The sequence below is a fragment of the Bradyrhizobium denitrificans genome (assembly GCF_013179005.1).
Lineage (GTDB): Bacteria > Pseudomonadota > Alphaproteobacteria > Rhizobiales > Xanthobacteraceae > Bradyrhizobium > Bradyrhizobium denitrificans.
Genome location: NZ_JABFDP010000036.1, coordinates 63,255 through 87,475, shown reverse-complemented (window position 1 = coordinate 87,475; position 24,221 = coordinate 63,255). Strand labels below are relative to the sequence as shown.

The window sequence follows — 24,221 nt, the reverse complement described above, 5'->3', positions numbered from 1 at the left end:
TCGAACGCTTCTTCAACAAGTTGAAGCATTTCCGCCGCATCTCGACCCGCTACGATAAGAGCGCTCGCAATTTCCTCTCCGCCGTCTTGCTCGCCTCAACCCGCCTCTGGATGCGGTTTGAGTCCACGACCTAGGCGCGTCCACGCACGGCTGTTGCAAAGCAAGGTTCGAAAAGGAGTGATCTAAATAGGCTTCAATTGCCGGCTGCAAAGCTCAGCCAGTCGTTTACCAAGCGAGCCGGTCGGTTCTGTCAAAATCTCCCACTTCACGAATTCGCAAGCCAGCGCTCCTAGGGTCGCGCTGGTTGGGCCGGAACGCGGGGGCGAACGCGGTTCGTGAGTTCTGTTGTCGGCCAGTGATCCGGACATCATGTGGGGGAGCAGATGAACTTCGCGGGCCTAGCCTACCGCTTCGTTTCCAATTTCGTATTTCTCGGGGCCGTCTATATGAGCCTCAACTACATCGAGAAATATCAGAATCGCGCGGTTCTCGCACTGGTCATCCTGCTCTACGCCGGCATGCGTGCGGTCACGGTCATTCGCTCGTTCCACTTCTTCGGGCGGATCGAAAAGCTCGAAGGCGATGTTCGCCGCCTCGCCGGCATGCTCGGCGATGGTCCGGTCAGTCAGGTCGTCAACAAGCAGACCATGAACGACGTCGGCTCGCTGCGGCGCGATGGCGAGAAGAAGTCCTACATGGACCTGTTCTTCCTGGCAGCGGCCGTCATCCTCTGCGTCAGCAAGCTCGTCACCAACTGATCACGCACCCGCAGCGAGACGCACGAGCCCCATCAAGCAATCTCGGGCGGGTCTTGCAAACCCCGCCTCAGCGCCGCTTCAGGCTGGCCATGCGAACCGGGCGCGGCGCCGGCTTCACGGCCGGACGCTCGACGCGGGCGACTTGACGGCGCTGCGCCGTCAGCGGTGTCGCAGGTGGCCAAGCGAACAGATCGGCCGAGGGAGCCGGCAAGGCGGGCGCTGTCGCGGTCTGCAGCCGTAGCGCTGGCCGCGGCCACGCCGGTTTCGGTGCCGCTCGCGATGCCGGCAATGGATCGAGCACGCCGAAATCGTCCAATGTCGCGCGGGCACGGGTGTCGGCAGCAGCGAGATCGACCGGCGTAATCGCAGGCCATTTGGCGACCGGCGTCTCATCGGATGGACGATGCACCAGCCAGTCATCGGGTTCGGTGGGGGTGGCCGGACGATCCGGTGTCGCCGCCACCACATGCACGATGCGATAGCCCTTGGCCTTCAGCTCGGTCAGGATCTTCGGCAGCGCGTCGACGGTGCGGGCGTGGATATCGTGCAGCAGCAGGATGCCCTTGCCGCGCGCTTCCAACCGCTTGATCGCGAGTTCATAGACTTTGGTGCCGGAAATGCTGCGCCAATCGTCTGCAAGGAAGTCGGCGCTCCACATCTGCAGGCCGAGCGTGCCGGCATAGTTCTCGACCGCCTCGCCGCGCAACAGGCCGGGCACGCGGAAGAACGGCGACAGCGCCGAGGGATCGCTGAGCGCGGCCGCGGTCGAGGCGATGCCCTGATCGACCTCGGGCTTGACCTGGTCCAGCGTCATCCGGTTGAAGCTCAGCGGATGGTTCTGGCTGTGCGTGCCGACCGTGTGGCCGGCCGCCGCGAGCTTGCGCACACCTTCGGGATCCGCCTTGGCCTGGCGGCCGATCGTGAAGAACGTCGCCTTGACGCATTCATCGGCAAGGATCTGCAGCACCTGATTGCTGTATTTTGGCACTGGACCGTCGTCGAAGGTCAGCACCACCTCGTGATCCCGCAGCGGCAAGGTCTCCTTGTATTGCATCGCGCCGATGCGCGGATGCTCCTGCGGATCGACAACCAGGACGCGAGACGTGCCCAGCGCATTGGGATGGCCGGGACATTCGGCCGCAGCGGCGCCCGGGGATCCCAGGCCTGAGCCGACAGCGGTCAGGGCGCCGAGCAGCAATGCGACCCATGACGATGTCGATCCGACCCAAGCCCACGCACGATCACGCATCACGCTGCCTGCATTCTCTTCAATGGCCGGACTCCCTTGGGTCAGGCGCCTCGATGGTCCCGGATATATCGTGGACATAGCACCGCGCCACAGGGAGGAAGGCATAGCAGGGATGATTGGTGGCGGCGACATTACATCGCCTTGCGTTCCGGTTTGCGCATGGCTGTTGCCGGTTTGCAAGGTCTGCAGGCGCCGCACATCGTTCCAGCCTAGCCGGCGCGCCTGAACGGTGGATTAACCGCCTTCCAGGGGCGGCGTGGCCGCACCGGACGGTCTTTCGCTGTGCTGCTGCGGTGGCTCGTCGGTCTTGGCCGGCACCACATGGACCACGCGATAACCGTGCTCCTTGAGATAGCGCAGGAAGGCCGGAAGCATCGCGGCCGTGCGTGGTTGCGGATCGTGCAGCAGGATGATGCCCTTGCGGGCCTGGTTGAGCCGGCTGGTGAGCAGCTTCAGGGTCTGCTGCGGCGACATCGGGTTCCAGTCGCTGGCCCAGAGATCGGCGCCGAACACCGCGATGCCGCGCGAGGCCAGGAGATCCAGCGCGGCCGGCGTCGATTCGAAATAGGGGAAGCGGAAGAACGGCGTCGACGGCGTTGTTGTCTCGATGCCGTTGAGCGCCTTCTCGTCGGCTGCGATGCCGCGATCGATCTCCTCGACCGCTTGCTCCGGCGTGATGTGCGCAAAATGCGCATGCGTGAAGCTGTGATGGCCGATCGTGTGGCCCTCCGCCGCGATCCGCTGCACCAGCGCGGCGCGGCCCGAGGCCGGCTTGCCGACCAGGAAAAATGTCGCGCGCACGCATTCCCGGGCGAGTGCTGCGAGCACCTTGTTGGTCATAGGCGGCGAGGGGCCGTCATCGAAGGTGAGGACCACTTCACCGTCATGCAGCGGCAGCGTGTCAGGGAAGCTCTTCAGCCCGACGCGCGGATAGTGCTTGGGGTCCACGCTCAGCACGCGCGAGGTGCCGAGCGCGCCTTCGTGCGGACAGGTTTCGGCGGACGCAGCCGCGGCGCAGTGCCCCACCAGCAGCGCGGCCGCCATCGCGGCTGCATTTACCCATCCCGCCATCCGTCGCGTCCGAGGCATCTTTTCCCGTTGCGCTCGCTGTTGCCCATTATGTAATGCGTGAAAGCACAAATCAGACCAATTGCTCTGCATTCCGCTCGTGAGGCACGTCATGAACGAGACATCGGACGTTGCCCCTGCAGGTGTGACTCTATCCGATCGCGCCGCGATGCGCACCGATTCCGGCGAGATTCGCACGGAGTTCATCGACGCCATCACGGCGGCGATTGCCGCCGAGAACGAGGCGTTCCTGCGCGCGGAAGTCGCCGAGTTGCACGAGGCGGATCTCGGTGACCTGATCGCCGCGCTCGCGCCCGAGCAGCGCGTCCGTCTGGTCGAGCTGACCGGCACCGATTTCGATTTCTCGGCGCTGAACGAGGTCGACGATTCCGTCCGCGAGGAGATCCTCGAGGAGCTGGAGCCTGCGACCGTCGCCGAGGGCGTTCGCGAGCTCGAGTCCGACGATGCCGTCGAGCTGCTGGAAAGCCTCGACGAAGAGGACAAGGAGGAGATTCTCGAGCGGCTGCCGCCCTCGGAGCGCGATGTCCTCGAACGCAGCCTGGATTACCCCGAAGGCTCGGCCGGCCGGCGCATGCAGAGCGAGTTCATCGCGGTTCCGCCGGCCTGGACCGTCGGCCAGGCGCTCGACTACATGCGCGAGACGCCCGACCTTCCCGAGCGCTTCTATGAGATCTATGCCGTGGACGAGGCGCGGCACTGGCAAGGCGCGGTTGCGCTCGACGCGCTGCTGCGCGCCCGGCGTCTCGCACCGCTCGCCGAACTGATCGACGAGGATCGCCGCCGCGTCACCGTCACCGACGATCTCGCCGAGGTGGCGCGGCTGTTCGGCAAGTACAATCTGGTCGCAACCCCGGTGGTCGATGCCGAGAACCGGCTGGTCGGCGTCATCACCATCGATGATGTCGTCGACGTGATCGAGGAGGAGGCCGATGAGGATTTTAAGGCGCTGGGCGGCGTGTCGCGCGACGAGGAACTGTCCGACAGCTTCTGGACCATCGCCAAGGGCCGCTTCAACTGGCTCCTGATCAACCTGGCCACTGCCTTTCTGGCTTCCTCGGTGCTCGGGCTGTTCGAAGGCCAGCTGCAGCAGATGGTGGCGCTTGCGGTGCTCGCCCCGATCGTGGCGAGCCAGGGCGGCAATGCCGCGACCCAGACCATGACGGTCGCGGTGCGGGCGCTCGCCACCCGTGAGCTCGGACCGAACAATGCCATGCGCGTGGTCATGCGCGAGGCGCTGGTCGGCCTCGTGAACGGGCTCGCTTTCGCGCTCATTACCGGCATCGCCGCGGTCGCCTGGTTCAAGACGCCGGGTCTCGGCCTCGTGATCGGGCTCGCCATCATCTCCAACCTCGTGGCCGGCGCGCTTGGCGGCATCCTGATCCCGATGGTGCTCGAACGGGTGCGCGCCGATCCGGCCGTCGCCTCTGGAACCTTCGTCACCACGGTCACCGACGTGGTCGGCTTCTTCTCCTTCCTGGGCATCGCGACGCTCTGGTTCGGTTTGAAATAAGCCCACTGTCCGAACGACTTATATCGTTAATCCGGCCTTAACGCGGCTCGGCGACACTGTCGTCCGAGACGGAGTCGGATCATGCAACGCTTACGGCTGAAGGCAGACGGACGAATCGTGGAGCTGCGCGACGGCGGCGAGTTTCCGCTGGCGCCGGCGACCACCGCACCGGTCGCGCCACTCGAAGTGCGCGATCTCCGGCGACGGGTGCACCTGACCCAGCAGGAGTTTGCCGCCAAGCTCGGCGTGCCGGTCGAGACGATCCGCAATTGGGAGCAGGGCAAGCGCATGCCGCGCGGACCCGCCCGCGCTTTGCTCACGGTCATTGCGCATGCGCCCGATACCGTGTTCGCGGCCTTAGCTAAGACTTAAGCTAAAAACCGGCCGAGCGTGGCACGGTTCGCGTGTGGCATGCATAATGTTGCACGTATCTGGAGTGCACGGCCATGCTGATGATCGATGCCAATGGTGCCAGGATTCCAGCCCTGGGTCTCGGGACCTGGGAGTTGCGCGGACGCACCTGCGCCCGCATCGTCGAGCAGGCGCTCACGCTCGGCTATCGCCACATCGACACTGCCCAGGTCTATGAGAACGAGCAGGAGGTCGGGGAGGGCCTGCGCGCCTCACGCGTTCGGCGCAGCGAGTTGTTCCTGACCACCAAGGTGTGGACGACGCATTTCGCGCCGAACGATCTCGAACGCTCGACCAAGGAGAGCCTGGTCCGCTTGCGCGTCAGCGACGTCGATCTGCTGCTGCTGCACTGGCCGAATTCACACGTGCCGCTGGCCGAGACGCTCGGCGCGCTGGCGCATGCCAAGACGCTTGGGCTGACGCGCCATATCGGCGTGTCGAATTTCACCGTCGCTCTGCTCGACGAGGCCGTGGCGCTGTCGCCGGAGCCGCTGGTGTGCAACCAGGTCGAGTATCACCCTTATCTGGAGCAGACCAAGATCCGCGAGGCCTGCGCACGGCATGGCATCGCCATGGTCGCCTACAGTCCGATCGCAAAGGGCAAGATCAGGAATGATCCAACCCTGACCCGGATCGGCCACGCCCACGGCAAGAGCCCGGCGCAAATCTGCCTGCGCTGGCTGGTGCAGCAGAACGTCGTGGCGATCCCGCGGACGTCCAAGATCGAACGGTTGTCCGAAAATCTCGACGTGTTCGATTTCGAGCTGTCCGAGCAGGACATGACCGACATCTTTGCGATGGGCAGCGCCGGGGGGCGGATGACCGACTTCGCCTTCGCGCCCAAATGGGATTGAGGGCGGCGCCCGCGTCTTTATGCTACAGCGCGATGTGACAGGGAGCGGCCGGCGGGCCGCGCGGCGGCTGGCGTCGTAGGCCCTGTGCATGATCGGGGTGATCGCGCGCTGCGCGCGTTCGCTCAGGCGCGGATGTAGTGAAGCAGCATGGAACGTTGGCAGTTCATCCGTTGGGGCATCGCCGCGTCCCTGCTGGCGCACCTTCTGATCGCTGGCGGGATCGTGGTCTCGACCGTGGTGCGGCCCTACGAGTTGCCAAAGGCCGACGAGGTGCCGGTCGATATCGTCGATGCCGACGAGTCGCAGAAGACGCCGGAACCGCCGCCGCCGTCGCCATCACCCACGCCTGATTTGACCTTGCCGCAGCCGGCGGCCACTCCGTCGCCCGCGGCCGCTGCTCCGCCGCCGGCCGCCCCGCCGCCGCAGGATGCCAAGGAAGCAGCCAAAGAAACGGCCAAGGAGACGCCCAAGCCCCCGGTTCCGCCGGAGGCGCCGCAGCAGCCTTCGCCGGTGCCATCCTCCAAAGCCGAGACGAAGCCTCCGGCCAAATCACAATCGAAAGCGGCCGACGCCAAATCCGCAACCAAGCCGGTGCCTGCTCCCTCACCAAGTTATGTGCCCGCGGAGCCCGATCTCACGGTCAAATATGGCGTCATGCTCGGGCTGCCGGCACCGCTCGCGCCGCTGCCGCCGGCGGGCGACGGGTCGGGCGACGATGCCGGGCCTACGGCGACCACGAATCTTGCCGACGATCTGGTCGCCGTGTTTCGCCGCCATCTCAAGTCCTGCGCACGTCTGCCCGCCACGGTGTCTCCGGCCGACAATGTGATGGTGAAGCTGCGGGTGGCCATGACCCCCGATGGGCGACTTGCGGCCGAGCCGTTGCTGATCGCCGGCACCGCCTCGGTCAAGGCGCTGCAGCTGAAGCAGAGCGCGATGGAGGCGCTGGCGGCCTGCCAGCCTTATGCGATGCTGCCGTCATCGCGCTATCGCGAGTGGAAAGTGCTCGAATTGTCGTTTTCGCCGCAGGATTTCGGCGGCTGATCGTCGACGCCGTCGGGGCCCGCCTGTATGCGTGCTGCAGTCGGCGCGCGTGCCGCGTGTGAGTCCGCGCCGGCTGGATGTTGGACGAGGACGGAGAGAGCGACATGACGCTGAAGCTGGTGGTCGGCAACAAGAACTATTCCTCATGGTCGATGCGGCCATGGCTGGCGCTGCGCGGCTGCGACATCGCCTTCGACGAGACCGTGATCCCGCTCTACACCGACGATCCCGCCGACAAGGCGCGGATCCTCAAGCATTCGCCGGCCGGCAAGGTGCCGATCCTGATCGATGGCGCGGTCACGGTGTGGGACTCGCTTGCGATCATCGAATATGTCGCCGAGCGCTATCCCGAGGCGAAACTGTGGCCGAGCGAGGCGGGGGCGCGCGCTCACGCGCGCTCGGTGTGCGCGGAAATGCATTCCGGCTTCCAGGCCCTGCGCAACGAATGCCCGATGAATCTGCACCGGCCGGTGCGTCCGGTCGCGCTGTCGGCGGATGCCAAGGCCAATATTGCGCGGATCGAGGACATCTGGCGTGATTGCCGCGATCGTTACGGCAGCGGGGGCCCGTTCCTGTTCGGCCGCTTCGGCGCTGCGGATGCCATGTTCGCCCCGGTGGTCACCCGTTTTCACACCTTCGCGGTTCCGGTCGCGGCCGAGACGCGGGCCTATATGGAAACGATGATGGCGATGCCGGCTTTCGTCGCTTGGGTCGAGGCTGGGCTGGCGGAGACATGGATCATCGAGCGGGTCGAGAAGGTCTGACCGGCAGGGTCGATCGGCCCCTGGTCCCGCCTGTTAGTCCAGGAATACCGGTTACGGCGCCATCTCGTTGAAGAAGCTTGCAATCTCCGCGTTGCCGGGCGGGAGTCCGCTGGTCAAAACCCGCTCCGGCGTGCTATAGACGTCAATGTTATAAAGACACGCCGGCCCGGGCAGCGGGACCAGGGGCTCTTGCCGGCACGCGAGCAGGAGAGGGCGTTGAAGCACAAGTTCCCGATCGGGACGACGGTCTATTTCACCGCGAGCAACGTCTCGCGCCCGGCGGCCAGCGGCACCTATGAGATCGTCCGGCAACTTCCGACAGAAGGCGACGACTGCCAGTACCGGATCAAAAGCTCGACGGAAGCCTTTGAGCGGGTTGCCAGAGAAAGCCAATTGGCCTTGTCTTGAAGAGGTCGGCGGCGTCGGCGGACGCGGCCGGTCGGTGATCGAGAGGCGGCCTTTGCCGCGGCGCAGTCTGGTGCTGCGATGCCTCAACACGACCGCCGTGCGATCGCGTTGGGGATAGCGGGTAGCTGCGCACCATCCTGTGCCCGCAACGGGCCTGGAATCGTCTTATCATGGGGCGGGGCCGTGATGGTTTGGGAATGGTGATCGTTTCACGGGCGCCCCATCGCAGGACGCCATCAGGGCCGTTCTCGACGGCCCGCGGCAGGAATCAGCGCGCATGACTTCGATCTGGCCTTCCTCGTTCGACCAGCTCTTGAACTCACCGGCTTTCCCGATGTGGCTCACCGTGGCTGCGGCGGGCTTCTTCGCCTTGATCGTGCTGGCGACCCTGCTCAGGGCCGAGAAGTCGGTTGCCAATGGCGCGCTCACGGTCATCACCTTGCTGGCCGTCGGCATCGCGGTGGCGTCGATGATGCGAAGCCAGGATCAGGGCGCGCGGGGCGGCAGCGATCCCGCTTCGACCGCCTCCGTCAGCTTTGCGCCGCCGGGTCTCGCTTGCGTGGATGATCTGGCCGGTGATCTGGTCTTGTCCAATTGCGAGAAGAACCTGTTCGGATCGCCGGAGATGACGGCCGCCGCCGTCAGCTATGCCGCGGCGATGCTGAGCCGCCTCGCGCAGGCGGGCGACCTCGCGAGCGCCAACAAGGTGATGACCGCGGAACTGCTCGCGCTGCGCCGGGCGGTAGAGCGCGACCGCTATGGCCTGATGGCCTATGTGCTGCTGACCCGCGACCGCTGCACGCCGACCGATTGCGTGATGTTCCGGGCGGTCGGCGATCGCCAGCAACTCGTCAACAACATGGAAGGCCGGACTTATGAAGGGCTGGTGACGCGCTACGCCTCGCAATGGAATGCGCCGGCCGCCCAAACCGCCCAATCGGCCGCCGCGGGGACCTTTGCGGGCTTGGCGCCGTCCGCGCCGACCGGCAAGCCGACCAATGCGGAGTTCCCCAGCTCGGCCAACACGCCTGCGGTCAGCATCATGAACCCCGAGCCCACGGCCTCGACGCGCTCGGTCGCGCCCGCGCCGGCGGCTCCGAAGCCACCCACCCAGCTTGCTCCTGCACCGGCACCGCCGCCGACCGTTGCTGCCAGCCATGCCCAGGCGCCCGCCGCGGCCAAGAAGGCAGCACCCAAGCCGAAGCCCGCCGCTGCCGCTCCGCAGGCTGCGCCGGAGGCTGCGGAGCCTGCTGCGAACAATGAATAAGGCTGGTCGAACCGCGTCATGCCGCTGCATCTGATCAAGCTGGCCGTCGGCTGCGAGTCGGTCAAAGAGCTGAAGGAATGGATCGCGGAGCGCATGCTCGCGGCCAAGAAGAAGGGCCTGCCGCAGCTGCATGTCCATGTCACGCGCATGACTCCGAAGCGGGTCGACGAGATCCTCGCCGGCGGCTCGCTCTATTGGGTCATCCGCGGCGAGGTCGCCGCGCGTGAGAAGATCGTGGGCATCGAGCCCTTCCGGGATGGCGACGGCATCGGGCGTTGCCGCCTGATCATGCAGCCGAAGGTGATCGCGGTGTCGCCGCGGCCGATGCGGCCGTTCCAGGGCTGGCGTTATCTCACCCCCGAGGACGCGCCGGCCGATCTCGGCAAGGCCAGCGCCGCGGGGCTCGAAGCCATGCCGGAACCGCTGCGGCGCGAGTTGCGCGATCTCGGGCTGCTGTAGCGCAGCCTCTACACCGCGATGTTGTCGATGAGCCGCGTCGTTCCAATCCGGGCGGCGACCAGGATGCGCTTCGGCCCGGACTCGTCCTGTGTGACAGGGGCCAGCGTCTCGGCGTGGCGCACCTCAAGATAGTCCAAGTCGAAGCCGGCTTGGGTAATTGTGGCGGCGCCGTCACGAAGGGCGTCCTGCATGTCGCCGCCGGCGCGCAGCCGGCTCGCGAGCTCCTTCAGTGCACGGTGCAGTGTCGGCGCAACGCGGCGTTCGTCTGCACTGAGATAGACATTGCGCGACGACATCGCGAGCCCGTCGCGTTCGCGCACCGTACGCGACCCGACGACGCGAACGCCAAGGTCGAGATCGCGCGCCATCTGCGTCACCACACGGAGCTGCTGATAGTCCTTCTCGCCGAAGATCGCGACATCGGGACGGCACTGTGCGAACAGCTTCGCCACCACGGTTGCAACGCCGCCGAAGAAGTGAGGGCGAAAGCGATCCTCGAGTCCGGCCAAGGCTGGGCCTTCCGGCACGATCCGGGTCGTGAAGCCATCCGGATACATCGCCTTGGCGTCAGGGTGCCAGATCAGATCGACGCGCTCGGCCGCGAGCTTGGCAACATCCTCCTTCCAGGTGCGCGGATAGGAACCGAAATCCTCCGTCGGCGCGAATTGAGTCGGATTGACGAAGATCGAGACGACGACCTTGTCGGCGCGGCGCTTCGCCTGTCGCACGAGCGAGATGTGGCCGTCATGCAAGGCACCCATGGTGGGCACGAGCGCAACGGTGGCCTTTCTCGCGCGCAGGCTGTCGAGCTCGCGGCGAAGCGCGGAAAGACTGCGGGCGACGCGTGGTGTTCGTGACATTTTTGCTCGATCTCCAGGGAAAAATCGCCGTCTTTCCGTTCGGCCTTGACGCTCGGGCAACCGCCCTTAACAAAGGCAGGACGCTGCCCAGCTGACTTGAACACCTCTGTTAGCACGTCTGCGCAGCCGATGCGGAGTAGGTAAACGCGCACATCAAGTAGTAGCGGTGGATGCGCCCCCGTGGATTTACGATGATGATGTATTTCACTTGACCGCAACCGACCGTGACTCGAAGATGATCGTAAGAGGTCGAAAACATGCTGCAGACTAGCCAGGGACAATCGGGCTCGGCCCATGTGGTTGTGCTTGGAAATGAGAAGGGCGGTTCGGGCAAGTCGACGACCGCTCTGCACATTGCCGTGGCGCTTTTGAAGGCCGGCCAGCGTGTCGCCACGATCGATCTCGACTCCCGCCAGCAGAGCTTCACCCATTACATCAACAACCGCAGCGCCTGGGCGCGGCGGACGGGACTGCATCTCGAGCTGCCGACCCACTACTGCATCAAGCTCGGCCAGACGTTGCAGATCGATGAGAATGAAAAAGCCGAATTCCAGCAGTTCATGGAAGCGGTGTGCTCCGTCGAGCATGCATTCGATTTCATCGTGATCGATACGCCGGGCAATGACAGCTACCTGATGCGTCTCGCGCATTCGATGGCCGACACCCTGGTCACCCCTATCAATGACAGCTTTCTCGATTTCGACGTGCTCGGAACCGTCGATCCTGCGACCTATGCGGTGACCGGTGAGAGCCACTATGCCGAGATGGTGCGCGACGTCCGGCGCAAGCGCCGCCAGGTGGACGGCGCGATGACGGATTGGATCGTCGTCCGGAACCGATTGTCGATGCTCGGCTCGCGCAACAAGCAGCTGGTGGCCGACGGCCTGAAGGAGCTGTCGCTGCGGCTCGGCTTCCGCGCCATCGACGGCTTCGCCGAGCGCGTCGTCTATCGCGAATTCTTCCCGCGCGGACTGACGGCGCTGGACGATATCGACGAGGCGACGCTCGGCACCCGCCCCAATCTCGGCCATGTCACGGCCCGGGAGGAGGTCACGAGTCTGCTGCGCCAGCTCAAGCTGCCGCTGGACGAGCGCGGCCGCCGCCGCGCCGCCAATCGCGCCGAATGGTTCGCACAGGTCGACAAGCCTCTTGAACTGCACGACATCATCAGCGCCTGAGCCTGTCGGCGCTGGACTGATTTGAGCCGGGACTGATTTGACACCTCCAGCCGGGACCAAGGTTCGCTCGGCCCGGCACCGGCCTGAGACGCGGCGTCGCCTGAGACATTGTGCGTCCTGGACGAGTGCCAGCGCTGCGCTCACAATCAGGGCGACGGTGTTTGGTGACCGCTCCGCATCGTGAGCCCTGGGACTGGCCAGCCGGGCTTTTGGCCATATTTGTCTCAGGTCAAGGCGGAAACGGGCGCAATCGCTAGATTGCCGTCAAATTCCTGACTGATTTGAACGTGACGTTCACGATTGAAATCTCATGGAAGGGCGGCTGGCCCATGTTGCACAGCAACTAGGTGCGCCGCACAACGAACGGGCGTCGGATACACAACATTTAGCCTTTCTGTCACAGGGCCGTTATATATATTCAACAGAACGGGCTGCGAGAGTCTTACAGGTTTCAAGCGACTTTGGGTTGCGGACCCCGAGGGACGAACATGAAGCGTGGAATTGCCGTTCTTCTGTCTGTCAGCGTTCTGGCCACCGTCGGCTACTTCACGGCGAGCAAGTGGGCGATCCGCCACGAGACGGTGCGGTTATACGATTCCTCCCGCGGCAACCGGCTGGTCGAGGTCGATATCGCCGTGCGTCGCGACAGGGAGATGCAGGCCGAAGCCGGCATGATCAAGCTGCCGGTCGCTGTCCTCAACCACGGCAACACCGTCAAGTTCACCGAGTACTCGTTCCTGGCCAACGTGTTTGCTGCGCGCGGCTACATGGCTGTCAGCATTCAGCATGACCTGCCGACCGACGCGCCGATGGTGACCAAGGCGGGCGAGCTCTATGTCGGCCGACTGCCGCAGATCCAGCGCGGCGTTGCCAACATCAGATTCGCCGTCGAGCAGATGCGCCAGCTCCAGCCGAATGCCGACTACGATCATCTGACCATCGTCGGCCATTCGATGGGCGGCGACATCTCGATGTATTTTGCCAAGCAGTATCCGGACGATGTGCGGAAGGTGGTCACACTCGACAATCTGCGGGTGCCGTTCGTGACCGACGGCCGGTTCAAGATCCTCTCGTTCCGCTCCAAGGACCCGGTGTTCAAGCCTGATCCTGGCGTCGTTCCGGATGACGAGATCTGCGAGAAGACCGGCATCACTGTCGTGAACACCGATTTCCAGCATAACGACATGCGTGACACCGGCCCCGACGACGCCAAGCAGTCCATCCAGGCCATGCTCGACAAGTTCCTGGCCGACAGCGACAGCTCGAGCGCCATCTCCCCGGTCAAGACCAAGACGCCGTTGCTCGATCCGGGACCGGTCGCGCCCTATGCGCCGGTCGGCAAGGCCGCCACCGCGGCCAAGCCGCTGACGCACTGACCTGAACTTGCGAACCTGAACTCTCGCGGATCTGAGTTTGCGGCGGGCGGTGCCGCCGGCCATGACCGCCGCCATGACAAGCCGATGATCCTGGCGGCGCATTGAAGGTCGCCGAGTCGCTGCCCACATCAGGCGCATCGAACAGGTGCGTTATGAGCGACGTCCCTTCCAAATCTCGTTTCGGATCCAAAACGTCTCCGCTTGAGGGGACGTCCGACGAACGGTTGCCGCAGGCCGAGCCGTCTGGCGGCGATGCGATTGCCGCCTTCGTTGCTCAGGTGCGCGCCATGGCGCCCGCGACCCAGGGCGCCAGGGGCCGTCTCGTCTTCGCGCTCGATGCGACCTTGAGCCGGCAGCCGACCTGGGACATGGCCTGCGCGCTGCAGGCGGAAATGTTTCGCGAGGCCGCGGCGCTCGGCAGTCTCGACATCAGGCTGGTCTATTATCGCGGCTTCAGCGAGTGTCGTGCCACCGGATGGATTTCCGACAGCAGCGAGCTGGCGCGGTTGATGGGCAAGATCGATTGCCGCGGCGGCAAGACCCAGATCGGCAAGATCCTTGGCGAGGCCAGACGCAACGCGACCGCCGAGGGAATCCGCGCGGTGGTGTTCGTCGGCGATGCGATGGAGGAGAGCGTCGACGAATTGTGCGCCAGGGCTGGCGAACTCGGACTGTTGAAGGTGCCGCTATTCATGTTCCAGGAGGGCAACGACCCAGTGGCCGAGCAGGCGTTCCGCGAGATGGCGCGGTTGTCAGGCGGCGCCTGGTGCCGGTTCGATCCCGGAGCGGCGGCGCAACTGCGCGATCTGTTGCGTGCCGCCGCGGCCTACGCTGCCGGCGGCCGTGAGGCTCTGCGTCGGCTGGCCGCGGCCGAATCCGGCGCGGCCTTGCTGCTCGGCCAAATGACGTAGCGGCAAGCGATCGGGCGGGCGCGGTCGCAGCCGCGGGCAGGGCGTTAGCGCCCCGAGTTCTCCGCAGCACGATGCCTTTTTTCCCGACAAGCCCTATATTCGAGCGATGACACTGATCGCTGGCGCCGTTGCCGTCATCACCCTCTATCTGTTGCTGCAGATGTTCCGGAACGCCAACCCGGCCGCGCTGGCGCGCGCGATCAAGGTCGCCGGGGGCATCGGCTGTCTGGCCGCCGCGGCCTTTACCGGGATCAAGGGCGAGCTGGTGGTCGCCATTCCCATCGGCCTGTTTGGAGCGGGGCTGCTGGGCTGGAGCCCGGCTGGCCTCGGCAGCTTCGGAAACATGTTCGGGCTGGGGTCGCAGCGCTCCGGCGGTCAAGGCTCGCGCGTGCGCTCGCAGTTCATCGAGATGACGCTCGATCACGACAGCGGTCGCGTGGAGGGACGGTTCGTCGCCGGCGCGCATGCCGGCCGCGCGCTGGACGAATTCGATCTGGCGCAGCTCGCGGCGACGATTCCGAGCCTCGACGCGGACAGCGTGGCTTTACTTGAAACGTATCTGGACCGCCGGTTTCCCGGATGGCGTCAGAACGCGCAGGGCGACGCGGCAGGGCGGCAGCGCCGCGCGGCGGCGAGTTCCAAAATGACGGACGAGGAGGCCTATCAGATCCTTGGCCTGCAGCCGGGCGCGGGGCGCGACGAGATCGGTCGAGCCCACCGTGCGCTCATGAAGAAACTGCATCCCGACCAGGGGGGGTCGACGTATCTCGCCGCGCGGGTGAACGAGGCCAAGGATACTCTGCTTCGTACGCATCACGGCTAACTCCGGCAACGCCACCAACGCCACAAGACCGACATCCGCTTGCACCGCGGCATCGTGTGCTCCGCGGTCTGCGCCGTTATCCGGCGCAATCGTTCTTCATGGTGAAGAAGTTCTAGCGGCAAATCCTTGACGAGAGGTTTGCGCTCGGCCGTCCCGCCTGCGCTCGCGCAGAGCCAAACAAAAAGGCCCGCGCCTGTGTCGCGCGGGCCGCATCTGCTGGGTGTCTCGGTGAGTTAGTTGTGCATGGTCATGCAGGAGATGTCGGCGCGCTTCAGCTTCTTGCAGACTGCTTCCGCCTGATCGCGATCGAGACCGGCGAAGCGGGCGCGGATGAGCTTCTTGTCGCCTTTCGCAACCGTCTCCGTGAAAGGATCTGCCTTGCTCAGAAGGCCCTGCGCCGAGCTGCGGGCCGCCTCGATCCGCTTCTGCGCCTCGGCTTCGGTGTCGAGTGCACCGACTTGGATGATCCAGCCGCTGCGCGTGACGGTCGGCTTGGAGATCGGTTCGGGCGTCGGACTTGCGGAGGCGAGCTGGGTCGGAGCAGGAGCCGGCGGCGGTGATGGCGCGTAGGCCATCGCCTGCGATGAGGCCGGCGGCAGGCTGGAGGCCGGCAGCACGCCGAGAATGCCGTTGCCGGTGCCGTGACCGGCCGGCTGGACCGGCAGCTCGGGCCGCGGCGCTTCGGCGCGGACCAGCGGAGGCGAGGGCGCGACCGCTTCGACGCGCTGAGCGAAGGCGGCCGGAGCCGGGGCGGGCGCGGGGGCCGGGGCGACGGGCTGCGGTGCGGCTGTTGCGAGCTTGACGGTGCCCGCCTTGACCTGGACCGTCTTGACCTTCACCGGCTTCATCGGGTCGGTGGAGCCGGGGATCAGCGCCATCGGCTGGTTCTGGATCACGCCGGAGGTCATCGGCGCGGGTTCGACCTTGGTCTCCTTGGGGGGCGAGGGTGGCAGCGCGGCCGTGGCCTCGGAGAGCGCGGAGATCATCTTGGCCGCGCGGCTCGGCGCCGGGGCGTCGGCCGCCGCAGAGGCCATCTGAACCGTGCTCTGGTCGGCGGTGTCGCCGCCATCCGATGTGCCGCGCTCGCCGATCGCTGCCACGGTGCGCCTGGTGGCGCCCTTCTCCAGGTTTTCAGCGAGCAGGTTGCGCATGATCGCGTCGCGCGAACCGCCGCTGCGGCCGCCCAGGACGACGCCGACCAGATGCCGGTTGCCGCGGCGCAACGAGGTCACGATGTTGAAGCCGGAGGCGCGGGTGTAGCCGGTCTTGATGCCGTCGATGCCCTCGACATTGCCGAGCAGGTGATTGTGGTTGCGGATCGACTGGCCGCGATAATTGAACACCACGGTCGAGAAATAGCGATAATAGCGCGGGAACCGGTCCTGGATCGCCCGGCCCAGGATCGACTGGTCGCGCGCCGTCGTGATCTGTTCGTCGGCGGGAAGCCCGGACGCGTTGACATAGGTGGTGCGGCTCATGCCGAGCGCCCGCGCCTTGCGCGTCATCATCTTGGCGAACTCGTCCTCGTCGCCGCCGATCGCTTCGGCGATCACCACGGCCGCGTCGTTGGCCGAGCGGGTCACCAGGCCCTTGATCGCATCTTCGACACGGATGGTCTGTCCGGGGCGCAGGCCGAGCTTGGTCGGCGACTGCTCGGAGGCATGCTCCGAGACCGGCATTTCGGTGTCGAGCTTCATCTTGCCGGAGTCGAGGCGCTCGAACAGCAGATAAAGCGTCATGATCTTGGTCAGCGAGGCCGGATGGCGGAGCGCGTCGGGATTGGTCGCGGTCAGGACCGCGCCCGAATTGCCGTCGACGACGATCGACGCGAAGGCCGGGCTGTAGCTGCCCTCATCATTGTGGGGGGAGTGACGCGCGTGATGATGGCGGTGGCGCCGGCGCGCCTCCGCGCTGTCGACGGTGACCACGGCTGCCATCGTCAGGGTGAGCAGCCCGTAAACGCCGACCCGCATCAGGCGCGAGGAAGCCAAGTTTTTGCGAAGCATGAAATCCCCGTCCAATTTCTGACGTGATCACCGGCCCGTAAGGCGAAATTGTGCCGAACGCCCCTATGATCAGACCTGCCGACCCCTCGCGCATGGCCTGACGCGGCCCTGCAATCGAAAGTCCGGAACTGAGGTTTTGTTAAGACGCTGTTTTAGAACAGCTTTACGGTCCCCGCCGACGCTGGCCGGGACCACCGGAGAGGTTAGGACGGTGGAGTTGCCAAAAGATTAAAGAAATCTTGCGCGCACCTACAGGATTTCGGGCGATTCGCGCCGAATTGGAGCGCAATGCCCTCAATTGTGCATTGCACAAGATTCTTGATTTATTTGTGCGGTGCACTATATTGTGATTGCGTCAGGGAGCCGGGGCTTCCCTGAGGGCGCTCAAAGTCAGGGAAAGGAATGCCAATGTTTAAGGTCGAAGATTTCCAGAACTACGGTAAGGAGCAGTTCGAGACCGTCGTCAATTCCGCGACCACGGTGCAGAATGGTCTTCATGCGATCGCCACCGCCTATGGCGACTACACCAAGAAGTCCTTCGAAGACACCAAGTCGTTCGTCGAGAAGCTGCAGGGCGTGAAGTCGCTCGACAAGGTGCTCGAGGCCCAGACCGAGTTCGCCAAATCGGCTTACGAGACCTTCGTCGCCGATTCGCAGAAGATCGCCGGCCTGTACTCGGATCTCGCCAAGCAGGCGTTCAAGCCGCTTGAAGGCATCGCTGCGAAGTTCACCCCGCCGGCCGCTCACTAAGTCGTTTGCGCCCGCGCAGGAAGCACGAAGCCCGGCTGACGCCGGGCTTTTTTATTTTGTCTGGTGATTAGGGGAGAGCCTCGACCGCGCGTCTGTCTTGGACGGATCTATTTGGCGACGCGCAATTTCGACAGAGCGGTGCCGATCGAGTTGAAGGTGGTCACGATCTGGCTCGAACTCGTCAGCATGTAGAACTTGTCCGGGCTGCTGGCGCAGTTCTGCAGCACGGTTGAGGTCGGATCGGCGGGCGAGCTGGTGTTCACCTGGATCGTGTAGATCGTGTACATCGCATTGCCCTTCGAATCCTTCGTGTTCTTCAGGTTCGAGCAGAGCAGGGCCTGGCGAGCGTCAATCGGGTTCCCCGAGGCCTGGGTCGAGCCGTTGCCATAGTCCGGCCAGCGATCCTCGGTGTTCAATCCGTCCGACAGCAGAATGATCACACGGTTGTAGGTCGTGTTGGCGTCTTCGGCCGGCGCGCCGAGCACGCCGTTGGGAATCAGCGACTGGACCGCCCAGGCCATTCCGATCGCCTGGTTGGTGCCGCCGGTCGGCTCCATCGCATTCACGGCCGACTTCAACGATGTCCAATTGTAGCTGAGCGGAACGATCTGCCCGAGTTTCGTCGAGGCGGAGCTGCTGCAATATTGGACGTTGTTCTCCATGTGCTGATTTGCGGGAAACAGCGTGGCGACGTCCGAGCTCGCCGGCGAGACCGCGTTCGCATCGTTAGGCTGGGTGCGGTCGGCCACGCAGCCAGTCCAAGTGCTCGTGGCGTTCGCGATCCAGGTGTGCGTGAAGGTGTTGACCTTGCACACCGTGCTGGAGCCGCTCCCCGTACAGCTGCAGGTATTGTTGGGAACATTGCTGCCGGTGGTGGGGCAGCTGCAATAGCTGCCGGTGCACCAATTCACCCTGGTGCTGTTCTGCACGCTGTTCCAGCAGCCATTGTAATAGCTGTGGGACGCGGAATCGTAGCCCGGGCAGATGTAGCCGCTATACGAGCCGCTGGAGGGGACCTTCGACGCGCTCGAGCTCGCGGTCGCAGGCCCGCTGGTGCAGGAGAAATACGGAAAGCCGTTGCCGGAGGTAAAGGGACACGACGACCCCGGTCCGACCATGTCCCACTGCGACTGCGTGAACGACGCATTCGGAATTGCGGCCTGATAGGACCCGTTATTGGGCTGGATCGTGGGCGGATTCTGCCAATCGGTCCAGTCGATCCAGCTCTGAGCGTAATTGCTCGCGCCGACGTTGACGACCTTGGCGAAGGGGATGAGCGAGATATAGACGTCGCCCGGCGACTTGGCGAGCGCGCTGAGCTGGTCGATCAGTCCGCCGCTTCCCGCAACCGCGTTCTGCAGCGCCGTCATCTTGCCGCTATAGGCCATCGATCCGGTATTATCGAGCGCCAGCGCCACCCGCATCTTGACGTCGCCCCAGGTGGTGGTGGCCTTGGTGTTGAAGGTCATGGTCGGAAAGCCCACGAGCTTCATGAACTGCGTAACGATCTGCCCCGACGCGTTCAGCTGAATGTTGGAGGCCGAGGAACTGGTCGACGCGGTGTAGCTCGCCGTGACCGCGACGCTCTGGGCGTCGGTGCTGGTATAGAGCGCCTTGAAATAGGTGCTTGCCTTGGCTGCGACATCGGCGGCGGTGATCGTCCCCTGCGACAAGTCGCGCGACAGCATCAGGGCCGTCGAGTCGAGCGCCCCCTGCATGGCCGATCGGGCGGCGTTGGCGCGGCTGTAGTCGATCGCGGCGCCGATGAAGGCGAGAATCGGCAGCAGCGCGATCGCGAACAGCGTGGCGATATTGCCGCTGATGTCGCCGGAAAAACGTCGCGAGACCTGGCGGCAAAGGCGGACGAGGGGCACATCGGTCATGTCGCTCACCGGTGATGGTTTTCCGGTGGCCATATCGAGGCCCTTTCGCCAAGGGCGGGTGAATGGAAAGCCGAAAAATCGAGCAATTGCCGCTGTACGGCCCGGGTGTCGCCGCGGCGGCGGTTCCCTGTCAACGTCCGCTGAATCGGCTTTGTCAAATGCGTTCGGTTTGATTAACCTTGCCGCTCATCGCCGGGGGAGGGAATCGGTCCGGTCCTGTCGGCACGTCGCTCCATTGGCGGCTACGCTTGATTGGCGGCTACGCTTGCGGCACACCGGCTGCTGACCCATATTCCTGGTGTCGGTCCGAGCGGACCGGTCGGCTGGGACAGGCGATCTGGAAAGCAGGACCGGGCGGCGGAAGCGGCCCGGCAGGGACGTCGTACGGACGGAATCCCGGACCGGACGACGCCCGAGGGGACAATGCGGGAAACCCTTTGTTGGGATCCTCGCAGTCATATCTAATGCATGTAAAATGTCGCAGCCAGCCAGATTGAACCGACCCGCGCCTAGGATGAGCAATAACGACAACAAATCAGGCGGAACCGGCGGCCCGGTGACCTCCGTCATCACCAAGGTCAAGCCCAAGACCAAGCGGCCGAACCTGTATCGCGTCCTGATTCTGAACGACGACTACACGCCGATGGAGTTCGTCGTTCACGTCCTTGAGAAGTTCTTCAACAAGGACGTCGAGGCCGCGACCAAGATCATGCTCCACGTCCATCATCACGGCATCGGCGAGTGCGGGGTCTTCACCTACGAGATCGCCGAGACCAAGGTGACGCAGGTGATGGATTTCGCCCGCAAGCATCAGCATCCGCTGCAATGTGTGATGGAAAAGAAGTAGGCCGCTCGTTCCCGCGGCGCTGAGACCTCTTCTGGTCAGCCGCGCTCTTGGTCAGGGACTCTTGGTCAGGCGCTATTGGTCCGGCGCTCTTGGCGGGGTCGGCTTTGCGCGCCGCTCACCGAACGCGATAGCGTCCGCCCGGAGAATCACGGGCGCGATCGAGTCGCGAGATCCGGGCGCCGATCAGGCGCCGTGACCGTCCCCGGCCTTGCCGACCGGCGGCCGCAACGGGGGGCGGAACGGGTTTTGCATTGACGATCCGGTGAACCCGTAATCGAGTCGCTCGGCCGGCCTTTTGTCGCACTCGGTTATAACTATATTTGACAAAGGTTGTTGTTGCCTGACCGGGCGGCGGCGATCATGATGGCAGGGGGCCACAGAGGACGCGCATGCCGACTTTTTCTCAAAGCCTTGAACAATCCCTGCATCGTGCGCTGGCGATTGCCAACGAGCGTCATCATCAATACGCGACACTGGAGCATCTCCTGCTGTCCTTGATCGATGACAGCGATGCAGCGGCCGTGATGCGCGCATGCAGCGTCGATCTCGACAAGCTGCGCGGCAGTCTCGTGAATTATCTCGAAACCGAGTTCGAAAACCTGGTTACCGACGGCAGCGATGACGCCAAGCCGACCGCGGGTTTTCAGCGTGTGATCCAGCGCGCCGTGATTCACGTCCAGTCGTCCGGCCGCGAAGAGGTGACCGGCGCCAACGTGCTGATCGCGATCTTTGCCGAGCGCGAGAGCCACGCCGCCTATTTCCTGCAAGAGCAGGACATGACGCGCTACGACGCCGTGAACTACATCAGCCACGGCATCGCCAAACGCCCTGGAGTCTCCGAAGCCCGCCCGGTGCGCGGCGTCGACGAGGAGACCGAGACCAAGGGCAACGAGGACTCGAAGAAAAAGGGCGAGGCGCTGGAAACCTATTGCGTCAATCTCAACAAGAAAGCTCGCGACGGCAAAATCGATCCGGTGATCGGCCGTAACTCCGAGATCAATCGCGCCATCCAGGTGCTGTGCCGCCGCCAGAAGAACAATCCGTTGTTCGTCGGCGAGGCCGGCGTCGGCAAGACCGCGATCGCGGAAGGTCTGGCCAAGCGCATCGTCGACAGCGATGTGCCGGAGGTGCTGTCCGCAGCGACCGTGTTCTCGCTCGACATGGGCACGCTGCTTGCGGGCACGCGCTATCGCGGCGACTTCGAGGAGCGCCTGAAGCAGGTCCTCAAGGAGCTCGAGGCCCATCCGAACGCGATCCTGTTCATCGACGAGATCCATACCGTGATCGGTGCCGGCGCGACGTCGGGGGGCGCGATGGACGCGTCGAACCTGCTCAAGCCTGCTCTGGCCTCGGGCTCGATCCGCTGCATGGGCTCCACGACCTACAAGGAGTACCGCCAGCATTTCGAGAAGGATCGCGCGCTGGTGCGGCGCTTCCAGAAGATCGACGTCAACGAGCCGTCCGTCGAGGATGCGATCGCGATCCTCAAGGGCCTGAAGCCCTATTTCGAGGATTATCACCGGCTGAAATACACCAACGAGGCCATTGAGGCCGCGGTGCAGCTGTCGTCGCGCTACATCCATGACCGCAAGCTGCCGGACAAGGCGATCGACGTGATCGACGAATCCGGCGCGGCGCAGATGCTGCTGGCCGAGAACAAGCGCAAGAAGACGATCGGCATCAAGGAGATCGAGACCACGATCGCGACCATGGCGCGGATCCCGCCCAAGAGCGTGTCGAAGGACGATGCCGAGGTGCTCAAGCATCTCGAGCAGACCCTGAAGCGCGTGGTGTTCGGTCAGGACAAGGCGATCGACTCGTTGTCGGCCTCGATCAAGCTGGCGCGGGCTGGCCTGCGCGAGCCGGAGAAGCCGATCGGCTGCTATCTGTTCTCGGGCCCGACCGGCGTCGGCAAGACCGAGGTGGCCAAGCAACTCGCGGCAACGCTCGGTGTGGAACTCCTGCGCTTCGACATGTCGGAGTATATGGAGCGGCACACGGTGTCCCGCCTGATCGGCGCCCCTCCGGGCTATGTCGGCTTCGACCAGGGCGGTCTCCTGACCGATGGCGTCGACCAGCATCCGCATTGCGTGGTGTTGCTCGACGAGATCGAGAAGGCGCATCCGGATCTGTACAATGTGCTGTTGCAGATCATGGACCATGGCCGGCTCACCGACCACAACGGCAAGCAGGTCAACTTCCGTAACGTCATCCTGATCATGACGACGAATGCCGGCGCGGCCGACCTCGCCAAGCAGGCGTTCGGTTTCCACCGCTCCAAGCGCGAAGGCGACGACCACGAGGCGATCAACCGGCAGTTTGCGCCGGAATTCCGTAACCGTCTCGATGCGATCGTCTCGTTCGCGCATCTGTCGGTCGACGTGATCGGCATGGTGGTCGAGAAGTTCGTGCTGCAGCTCGAGGCCCAGCTGGCCGATCGCGACGTCACGATCGAGCTGTCGGAACCGGCCAAGAGCTGGCTGATCCAGCACGGTTATGACGAGCAGATGGGTGCGCGCCCGATGGGCCGCGTGATCCAGGAGCACATCAAGAAGCCATTGGCCGATGAGGTGCTGTTCGGCAAGCTGAAGGGGGGCGGCCACGTCCGTGTGGTCCTTGTCAAGGACGAGGAAGGCGCCGACGAGAAGATCGGCTTCGAGTTCGTCGAGGGGCCGGTCACGCCGAAGTCGGAAGTGCCGGCGGCGCGCAAGCGCAAGCCGAAATCCGGCGGTGGCGGCTCGAAGGGCCCGGCCCCGAAGGGACCCCTGGTCAAGGCGTGAGCCCGCACCACGATAGCCATGAATGCAAAAGGCCGGCCTCGCGCCGGTCTTTTTCTGTTTGGCAGCGCGGTCGGTGCTGCTTGTGTTCAGCTATCTCCGCGCCGTCATGGCGGGCACAGAGCCGGACAGAGCCCGGGCATGACCAGCAACAAATTGGCAGCAATCTTCGTTGGATAGACCCGTTTTCGCATCAGCGATCGACTTGCCCTTGATGCGAGGGCCTCGCCGAGGTCAGGCCGGCTTGATGAAGAAGTACACCGTCAGCCCGCAGCCGACCGCGATCACGAAACGCCGCACATAGGCCGGCGGGATGATCTGGCCGAGTCGGGCGCCGACGAAGCCGCCGGCCATGGCCGCGGCCATCATTGTGAGCGTTTCCATCCAATGCACGCGCCCGGAAAAGGCGAAGATCACCGAGGCGGTCGTGTTCATCAGTGCGGCGAGCAGCACCTTCATGCCGTTCATCGCGCGGATGTCGCGCATCCCGTAGAACACCAGCGCGGCCAGCATCAGAATGCCGATGCCGCCACCGAAATAGCCGCCATAGATCGCGATCACGAACTGCACCGCCTGGATGGTCAGGGGGCCGAACCAGGGCTTGCCGTCCTTGGGCGTGAAGCGCATGCCGAAGGCGAACACGACGGTGGCGAACAGCAGCAGCCATGGCACCAGCCGGCTGAACGCCGCCGATGGCGTCACCAGGAGCAGGGCTGCGCCGAGCGTGCCGCCGATCAGGCTGATGATCGACAGCCGGACGAGGTCGCGGCGCCACGGCGCCTTTGCGTCCGTCAGCACAACCCGCGAGGCAAAGGCGCTGACGAACTGGCCCGGACACAGTGCCACCGTGCTGGAGGCGTTGGCGTCGATGGCGGGAATGCCGGCCGCGAGCAGCGTCGGGAAGGTCAGGAACGCGCCGCCGCCGGCCAGGGCGTTGACGATACCGGACCCGAAGGCGGCGAGGGCCAACAGCGCCAGCATTGTCCAGTCGGTCATT

Annotated in this window: 22 protein-coding genes; 16 read left to right on the top strand and 6 right to left on the bottom strand. The window is 64.6% G+C overall.

Annotated elements, in window-relative coordinates; all coding sequences use genetic code 11:
• Positions 1–383 precede the first annotated feature (383 nt).
• On the top strand, positions 384–758 hold the full coding sequence (locus HL671_RS32310; RefSeq protein ID WP_012044802.1) for a hypothetical protein: 375 nt from the start codon (positions 384–386) through the stop codon (positions 756–758).
• A 67-nt stretch (positions 759–825) separates the two neighbouring features.
• Here the strand turns inward: HL671_RS32310 and HL671_RS32305 are convergent, their stop codons facing one another.
• Together HL671_RS32305 and HL671_RS32300 are read right to left on the bottom strand one after the other, a co-directional pair.
• Positions 826–2,007, bottom strand: coding sequence for a polysaccharide deacetylase family protein (locus HL671_RS32305; RefSeq protein WP_172242140.1), 1,182 nt, complete (start codon positions 2,005–2,007; stop codon positions 826–828).
• 234 nt (positions 2,008–2,241) lie between these two features.
• Positions 2,242–3,078 carry a polysaccharide deacetylase family protein gene (locus tag HL671_RS32300; RefSeq protein WP_246579794.1) on the bottom strand — a complete coding sequence of 279 codons (837 nt, stop codon included), beginning with the start codon at positions 3,076–3,078 and terminating at the stop codon, positions 2,242–2,244.
• 109 nt (positions 3,079–3,187) lie between these two features.
• On the opposite strand from HL671_RS32300, the gene mgtE reads away from it, so the two are divergent.
• From mgtE to HL671_RS32260, 8 genes are all read left to right on the top strand, one after another.
• A complete protein-coding gene (gene mgtE, locus HL671_RS32295; protein WP_172242137.1) occupies positions 3,188–4,606 on the top strand; it encodes a magnesium transporter in 1,419 nt (472 codons plus the stop codon).
• An 81-nt stretch (positions 4,607–4,687) separates the two neighbouring features.
• On the top strand, positions 4,688–4,978 hold the full coding sequence (locus tag HL671_RS32290) for a helix-turn-helix domain-containing protein (protein WP_012044798.1): 291 nt from the start codon (positions 4,688–4,690) through the stop codon (positions 4,976–4,978).
• 74 nt (positions 4,979–5,052) lie between these two features.
• Complete coding sequence (locus HL671_RS32285; RefSeq protein ID WP_172242134.1) at positions 5,053–5,871, top strand: aldo/keto reductase; 819 nt, start codon at positions 5,053–5,055, stop codon at positions 5,869–5,871.
• 147 nt (positions 5,872–6,018) lie between these two features.
• The gene (locus HL671_RS32280; protein WP_172242131.1) at positions 6,019–6,915 is read left to right on the top strand and encodes a hypothetical protein; all 897 of its coding nucleotides are present in this window, start codon (positions 6,019–6,021) and stop codon (positions 6,913–6,915) included.
• Positions 6,916–7,019: 104 nt separating this feature from the next.
• Positions 7,020–7,679, top strand: coding sequence for a glutathione S-transferase family protein (locus HL671_RS32275; protein ID WP_012044795.1), 660 nt, complete (start codon positions 7,020–7,022; stop codon positions 7,677–7,679).
• Between the two features lie 216 nt (positions 7,680–7,895).
• Complete coding sequence (locus HL671_RS32270; protein WP_012044794.1) at positions 7,896–8,087, top strand: hypothetical protein; 192 nt, start codon at positions 7,896–7,898, stop codon at positions 8,085–8,087.
• Positions 8,088–8,364: 277 nt separating this feature from the next.
• On the top strand, positions 8,365–9,354 hold the full coding sequence (locus HL671_RS32265) for a hypothetical protein (RefSeq protein WP_172242128.1): 990 nt from the start codon (positions 8,365–8,367) through the stop codon (positions 9,352–9,354).
• A gap of 18 nt (positions 9,355–9,372) precedes the next feature.
• Positions 9,373–9,813 carry a DUF1489 family protein gene (locus tag HL671_RS32260; RefSeq protein ID WP_172242125.1) on the top strand — a complete coding sequence of 147 codons (441 nt, stop codon included), beginning with the start codon at positions 9,373–9,375 and terminating at the stop codon, positions 9,811–9,813.
• 8 nt (positions 9,814–9,821) lie between these two features.
• Here the strand turns inward: HL671_RS32260 and panC are convergent, their stop codons facing one another.
• Positions 9,822–10,673 (bottom strand): pantoate--beta-alanine ligase, encoded by an 852-nt coding sequence (panC, locus tag HL671_RS32255; RefSeq protein WP_172242122.1) that lies wholly within the window; start codon positions 10,671–10,673, stop codon positions 9,822–9,824.
• A gap of 257 nt (positions 10,674–10,930) precedes the next feature.
• Between panC and HL671_RS32250 the strand changes: the two genes are divergently transcribed.
• The 4 genes from HL671_RS32250 (at position 10,931) to HL671_RS32235 (ending at position 14,961) form a co-directional block, all read left to right on the top strand.
• Entirely contained in the window at positions 10,931–11,851 is a 921-nt protein-coding gene (locus HL671_RS32250) for a division plane positioning ATPase MipZ (protein ID WP_172242119.1), read from the top strand.
• A 488-nt stretch (positions 11,852–12,339) separates the two neighbouring features.
• A complete protein-coding gene (locus tag HL671_RS32245) occupies positions 12,340–13,227 on the top strand; it encodes an alpha/beta fold hydrolase (RefSeq protein WP_012044789.1) in 888 nt (295 codons plus the stop codon).
• A 152-nt stretch (positions 13,228–13,379) separates the two neighbouring features.
• Positions 13,380–14,138, top strand: a complete 759-nt coding sequence (locus tag HL671_RS32240) for a vWA domain-containing protein (RefSeq protein WP_172242116.1) — start codon at positions 13,380–13,382, stop codon at positions 14,136–14,138.
• Between the two features lie 106 nt (positions 14,139–14,244).
• Positions 14,245–14,961 carry a DnaJ domain-containing protein gene (locus HL671_RS32235; protein WP_012044787.1) on the top strand — a complete coding sequence of 239 codons (717 nt, stop codon included), beginning with the start codon at positions 14,245–14,247 and terminating at the stop codon, positions 14,959–14,961.
• Between the two features lie 233 nt (positions 14,962–15,194).
• Here HL671_RS32235 and HL671_RS32230 read toward each other — a convergent pair whose 3' ends face one another.
• A complete protein-coding gene (locus HL671_RS32230) occupies positions 15,195–16,967 on the bottom strand; it encodes a D-alanyl-D-alanine carboxypeptidase (RefSeq protein WP_172242113.1) in 1,773 nt (590 codons plus the stop codon).
• Between the two features lie 408 nt (positions 16,968–17,375).
• Here HL671_RS32230 and HL671_RS32225 point away from each other — a divergent pair, with 408 nt between their 5' ends.
• Entirely contained in the window at positions 17,376–17,717 is a 342-nt protein-coding gene (locus HL671_RS32225; protein WP_012044785.1) for a phasin family protein, read from the top strand.
• 107 nt (positions 17,718–17,824) lie between these two features.
• Here the strand turns inward: HL671_RS32225 and HL671_RS32220 are convergent, their stop codons facing one another.
• Entirely contained in the window at positions 17,825–19,600 is a 1,776-nt protein-coding gene (locus HL671_RS32220) for a TadE/TadG family type IV pilus assembly protein (protein ID WP_041750824.1), read from the bottom strand.
• Between the two features lie 514 nt (positions 19,601–20,114).
• On the opposite strand from HL671_RS32220, the gene clpS reads away from it, so the two are divergent.
• Both clpS and clpA read left to right on the top strand, forming a co-directional pair.
• Positions 20,115–20,447, top strand: coding sequence for an ATP-dependent Clp protease adapter ClpS (gene clpS, locus HL671_RS32215; protein WP_008960690.1), 333 nt, complete (start codon positions 20,115–20,117; stop codon positions 20,445–20,447).
• A 389-nt stretch (positions 20,448–20,836) separates the two neighbouring features.
• A complete protein-coding gene (gene clpA, locus HL671_RS32210; protein WP_172242110.1) occupies positions 20,837–23,227 on the top strand; it encodes an ATP-dependent Clp protease ATP-binding subunit ClpA in 2,391 nt (796 codons plus the stop codon).
• A 231-nt stretch (positions 23,228–23,458) separates the two neighbouring features.
• Here clpA and HL671_RS32205 read toward each other — a convergent pair whose 3' ends face one another.
• Positions 23,459–24,220 (bottom strand): sulfite exporter TauE/SafE family protein, encoded by a 762-nt coding sequence (locus HL671_RS32205; RefSeq protein ID WP_172242107.1) that lies wholly within the window; start codon positions 24,218–24,220, stop codon positions 23,459–23,461.
• Position 24,221: the final 1 nt, after the last annotated feature.